Here is a 4,828-nt window from a genome sequence, read left to right on the forward strand (position 1 = left end):
AATTCCGCGTTTGTTTACTCGCTCAGTCCCAACTGGCATACTGTGACTTGGTTCGCTAGGCGTTTTAAAGTCTTTCCCACCTAGCTTACCTTTGCGCCAACCATAAAGACTGGTTTGGCTTTTAACCCCATGTGTTTGTTTCCACTGACAGATTTGTGTCGAAGTGATCGAAAGTGAAAAGCGATCATTAATTAGTTGAGCAAGCTCTTTATTCCGATTTCCGTCTACGTTTTTTTTAATGAACTCTATTTGTTCTTGATTAAACAGCGACATTCGATCACTCCTTTTCATAGTTGATAGGCGTGGTTAGCGGAACTAATCGTCCATTTCATTAATAATTTTTACAACTTCTGACTTAGCGGATTTACTTAATCTGTAAAAAATAATCTGATTTCTGTTTCTAAATTTCATGTTTGCATATTCTCTTCCAAGCGCTACGCCTAAAATGAATAGAATAATGGTCCATGTCATTCGCCGTCCTCCGCATCCTCAAACATTTTGTCTATTACATATTCAAGACGTTTTGCTTGTTCGTATGCAAAACTCAATGCAACCGTTCGACTTATATAATGCTGTTCTAGCTTCATCCTGTTTCGTTGATACCATTTCACTTTCCCTAAATTTCTGATTGCTGTTTCGCCCTCACTAGAAGCTCTGTGCTCGCAACTTAAAGTAGATATTAAATTTTGTACTTCTTTTTTTATTTGTTTTAAATTATTGTCCAATATTTAACCCCCTCTATCGACTCAGTATACTTTGCTTAAATCAGTCATTTTGCTTGATAAATTATAAACATCTACGTGTATTTTTTTAGTAGTATTTAACTGCCCGATGCGTGCCATTGCTTGACTGGTCTGCATTTCAGTAAAAACAATTCCACCTTTATCCATGTTGTTTAGCAAATACGATCGTTGGAATTCATCGCTAAAGCCGTCATATTCCGTTATTTGGATTACATTTTTACTCAACGCAATCACTCTCCTCGTTGACTTTTAAGAATAAAATAATGTTTTTGGATAGCTTTCGCTTAACTCTTTTATATTCATCAGAATCTACTCGGATTCTAGTTTTATCTTCAAGAACAACGAAATATTTGCCATTTTTTATTGATACTGCGACAACTTCTTTATCCATTTAAAATTCCTCCTTGATCGCTCCAGTTAACCTAGATTTTACTAGTTTAAATAGCGCCTTAGACTTTCGAGGCCTTTTCCTCTTTTCTTAGTTTTCCGATCAATCCAAGTTCCTGTAGTGCCCCAATAGTCTATGATTCCTTTTTTAGTCTCGATAACAAATTGATGGTTATCAGGATAGTGTTTATAGTTAAAACCAAGATTTTCTATATTTTTATTTGCCGAATCTCCCATTCGCTCAACATGTTTCCGCCTAGCCTCTTTTATATAAGGTTTAACATCTCTCCAGTATTCACCCATATCTCCCAATTAGATCCCTCCTCTGTATCCTCCGTTAGCTGACTCTTTCAGCAAATCCATCACCTGTCACAATCCAATGTTGCTCCTTTGTGATTTTCGCAACCTTATCAATCAAATCATCAATATCTACATCAGAATCCAATTTGTACGCGTCTAAGAAATCGTATAAATCTATTTCAAGCAGATTTACAAATTGTTCATCTACATCAATTTCGTCTGATTCTATATAGTCTATTTCTCTTTCAAAATCTTTGAGTGCTTGATTTTTACTCTCGGTCATTAGAGTTCTATCTCTATCGGTTTTTACCATATATAACTTCATGAATTTTTTCCCAACTTTCCTATGTGATAGCGCCAGATCATACACAAAATAATAGGTATACCGTAAATGCTAAACACACAACAACTGAATAAGGCGTATACCAGTAGTATTCTTTTTTCCTCATGTAGCGATTCATAAGTACTGCAATTAAATAAATTACACCTATATAAACTATCTTCATTTCCATATTTACCACTCTCTCAAAGGCTAATTATTCAATTTTTGTTACACATTCCTTTTTCACATTGATCCGATGATTCCAACTACGCGCTATCTTCGCATCTGCATCGTGGCATTTCACAATCTTAAACGATGCTGAATTACCATATTCGTTAATTAATTCCCCGACGACTGGTCGAAAAAATCGGTCATCTTCGATCTCATACAAAACATCATTCTCTAGTTTTGGTTTTTTCGGCTTCATCCAATTTTTCATTTCTGTAAATTTGTCTTTCTTTGGCTTTTTAGGTTTAGCAGTCCGCTTTTTCATACGCAATTTTGCTGCACAGCTATTACAGTGCGTAAGCTTCGACATGTTCTTATTTTTGACGATTCGCTCTTTACCGCAAGAGCACCGGGCAATCCATTCACTCTCATTTCCGGTTGGACCGATGATTTCAAACTCGCCGTATTGCTCGCCGGTTCGATCTCGTTTTTTATTTTTCACAGCTTCCAAATTCTGACCTCTTCTCAATTAAAGTATTCGATTATATTTTTTCGGTAATCAACGATTCCGTTCGCTTGATCAACCTCAAATGCTTCTAACCACACGAGCGGAAAAGACTTCCGGCCATTGGCTAATAATTGCTTTTCAGATATTAAGTATTCGTCAATATCAACCAAAAAGGATCTTCGACCATTTTCTAAAGCGATTAAAAGAAATGCCTGCCCACCAGTCACTTTAAAGGCTTTTAAAAACTCCTTTTGATGTGACTTTACAGTGACGACCTTACCGGAGCCAAATGGAAAATTTGTTTTGTTAGCGGTCAACTTACAGTCAAAGGCAATCGGTGTGCCGTCTAAATGACCGATAAAGTCACATCCTGTTTTTGTGTCTCTAACGATGATTTGACGGCTACCTTGCCGAATTGTTTTCGTTCCATTTGGAATTTTTTCGACAACTCCAAATTTTTTAACGCGATAAAATTGATTAACTCCTTCAATACGTTTTTCAAATTGACTCCACGGCTTCATGCAGACACTCCCATCAGTCTCTTATCCTTTGTTGTCTTCATGGAAACAACAAACCCTTGTGAATTTTGTAGAATCCTTGAAAGAATTCGTTCACCATATGCTTCCTGAAGCTCTTTTGCTGTCAAATTAGTTGTAATGACGGTTGCCATATTCTGACGAGCTTCTAATATTCCAGTTAATGTATCATTGTTATATCTCGAGCTGTCAGAAGATTTATTTCCGCCTAACTCAGCTCCTATATCATCAATGACAACCAAGTCTGCTGTTTTAAGCTCAGCCATTAGCGTTCCTTGAATCTGTTTTTGAGCTTCTTTGTCATTCATTGCGAATCGTAACTGATCGAGCAGTTCACGGTAATTGACAAATAACACGTTTTTTTCGTAGTTTGATCGCTCTAAAACTTCCCAAGCTATCGCCATTGCTAAATGACTTTTCCCGGTTCCTGATTTTCCAGTTAGAACAGCATGAACTTTTTTATCTAGAAGCATGTCATTAACTGCTCGTTTAGCTGTTTCTAGTGCAGTTTTTGTTTCGTTATCACTGACGCGATACTCCTTAATCCGCTTATTAAACAGCGTTTTGTCAGGAACGATGGAACTAAATTTGAAGTAATTCAAGGCCCGTTTTTTTAGACTTTCGTTGTACATTATTCGAGTATCGTAGTCTTGTTTTTTCTTAAGCTCTTTATGTCCGCAAATCATACAAGTTGGCCCGCATCGGTCTTCCCCACTAGGCAACTTTTCACGCCATTGATACATCTCAGCGCCACAATCCGGACAACTGCCGACAGTTATAAATACTCGATCAATGATTTTCTGCATCGCTTGTCCTAAGTTTTCCATGTTATCTCCTACCAGCCCAAATTGTCATATTCGCTTGAGCCTGTATTTTCTAATTTTTTGCCTTTTTTTCCGCCTGATTTATTTTTCTTTTGGATTTCGATGTCCTCTTTTGTATACGCTGCAACGTTATCCCAGTTTCTTAGAACTCCATCAACATAGTTCCAAAAACGACGGTTGTTGCCGGAAGCCACTTTGGCTCCCATGATTAGCCAGTCATCAATTTGAGATTCGCTAAGCCCTTTTTTCCTTAGGGACCTTATCCATTCAGCAATGTCTGTAGCCATCGGTTCAGCGTATGGGTTCCCAAAATGGTTTTTCTCAAGAAATTCGAAAACACCAAAGACGTAGTTGTTTTCTTTAGTTTCTTTTCCTTTAGTTTCCTTTCCTTTAGTTTCCTTTCCTTTAGTTTCCTTTCCTTTAGTTTCCTTGCTATCAGAATCGTATGGCTTTGCTATTTGTTTGCCATTAGCATTGCCATCGGTTTGCCATCTTTTTGCTGCACCTTTTTTCCCGGCTTCAGATCTTTTCTTAGATTTTTCATCTTTTATCTCCATACGTTTGTTGAACCCTTCAGAGTAGAAACACTCACCATTATCGGTGAAGGCAAATAACCCAAAGTCTTCAACTATGCTTTTTACTTTTCCTGCATCTACGCGAAGGTCAAAGGCTAACACGTTGTAATCTTTGACACTCACATAGTTTTTTTCATCGCGGAGACGTTCTAAAATCATAAAATAGATTCCATAACCTTCAGCACCGTATTTCATCCTGACTGGCAATAATTTGTCAGAGTTCCTTGAGTTGCTGTCGTGAGGAAAGTAATTGTTCAAAGCCACTTCCCTCCTTTCTACAAATCATTCATATTGGTAAATCCAGTAATCTTTTTATGTGCTCGGCAATAATCACAAGTGCCGCACCACTCAGGAGCTTCTTCTCCCATTTTCACGCGTTGAACATGATCAATCGTCTGTTCCACTCTCGATAGTTCAGACTGCATCTTCGACTCATCTAGCGTAATCAGTGCTACATCGCTCGGT

At 37.7% G+C, this 4,828-nt stretch carries 11 protein-coding genes and 1 pseudogene; all 12 read right to left on the reverse strand.

Translation table 11 applies throughout. From position 1 onward, the window contains the following. Window positions 1–273 (reverse strand): annotated as a pseudogene (locus RV00_RS15655) (hypothetical protein); the annotation flags it as partial. A 42-nt stretch (window positions 274–315) separates the two neighbouring features. After that, window positions 316–471, reverse strand: a complete 156-nt coding sequence (locus tag RV00_RS16520) for a hypothetical protein (RefSeq protein WP_169818964.1) — start codon at window positions 469–471, stop codon at window positions 316–318. Further along, on the reverse strand, window positions 468–725 hold the full coding sequence (locus tag RV00_RS15660) for a hypothetical protein (RefSeq protein ID WP_071863473.1): 258 nt from the start codon (window positions 723–725) through the stop codon (window positions 468–470). Before RV00_RS15660 ends, RV00_RS16520 begins: the two co-directional genes overlap by 4 nt. Before the next feature lie 21 nt (window positions 726–746). Next, window positions 747–968 (reverse strand): hypothetical protein, encoded by a 222-nt coding sequence (locus tag RV00_RS15665; RefSeq protein WP_071863474.1) that lies wholly within the window; start codon window positions 966–968, stop codon window positions 747–749. Beyond that, window positions 961–1,134 carry a hypothetical protein gene (locus tag RV00_RS16525; protein ID WP_169818965.1) on the reverse strand — a complete coding sequence of 58 codons (174 nt, stop codon included), beginning with the start codon at window positions 1,132–1,134 and terminating at the stop codon, window positions 961–963. Before RV00_RS16525 ends, RV00_RS15665 begins: the two co-directional genes overlap by 8 nt. Window positions 1,135–1,175: 41 nt before the next feature. Beyond that, window positions 1,176–1,433 carry a hypothetical protein gene (locus RV00_RS15670; protein ID WP_249024120.1) on the reverse strand — a complete coding sequence of 86 codons (258 nt, stop codon included), beginning with the start codon at window positions 1,431–1,433 and terminating at the stop codon, window positions 1,176–1,178. 34 nt (window positions 1,434–1,467) lie between these two features. Next, window positions 1,468–1,755 carry a hypothetical protein gene (locus tag RV00_RS15675; protein WP_071863476.1) on the reverse strand — a complete coding sequence of 96 codons (288 nt, stop codon included), beginning with the start codon at window positions 1,753–1,755 and terminating at the stop codon, window positions 1,468–1,470. A 211-nt stretch (window positions 1,756–1,966) separates the two neighbouring features. Next, a complete protein-coding gene (locus RV00_RS15680) occupies window positions 1,967–2,431 on the reverse strand; it encodes a hypothetical protein (protein ID WP_071863477.1) in 465 nt (154 codons plus the stop codon). A gap of 14 nt (window positions 2,432–2,445) precedes the next feature. After that, the gene (locus tag RV00_RS15685; RefSeq protein ID WP_071863478.1) at window positions 2,446–2,949 is read right to left on the reverse strand and encodes a Holliday junction resolvase RecU; all 504 of its coding nucleotides are present in this window, start codon (window positions 2,947–2,949) and stop codon (window positions 2,446–2,448) included. Further along, window positions 2,946–3,791 (reverse strand): ATP-binding protein, encoded by an 846-nt coding sequence (locus RV00_RS15690; protein ID WP_071863479.1) that lies wholly within the window; start codon window positions 3,789–3,791, stop codon window positions 2,946–2,948. The genes RV00_RS15685 and RV00_RS15690 overlap by 4 nt, the downstream gene beginning before the upstream one ends. A gap of 8 nt (window positions 3,792–3,799) precedes the next feature. After that, on the reverse strand, window positions 3,800–4,621 hold the full coding sequence (locus tag RV00_RS15695) for a Lin1244/Lin1753 domain-containing protein (RefSeq protein ID WP_084133321.1): 822 nt from the start codon (window positions 4,619–4,621) through the stop codon (window positions 3,800–3,802). Between the two features lie 17 nt (window positions 4,622–4,638). Next, window positions 4,639–4,828, reverse strand: a 190-nt coding sequence (locus RV00_RS15700) for a PD-(D/E)XK nuclease-like domain-containing protein (protein ID WP_211272405.1), incomplete at its 5' end; no start/stop codon positions are given.

The sequence above is a fragment of the Enterococcus devriesei genome (genome assembly GCF_001885905.1).
Taxonomy (GTDB): Bacteria; Bacillota; Bacilli; order Lactobacillales; family Enterococcaceae; genus Enterococcus_A; species Enterococcus_A devriesei.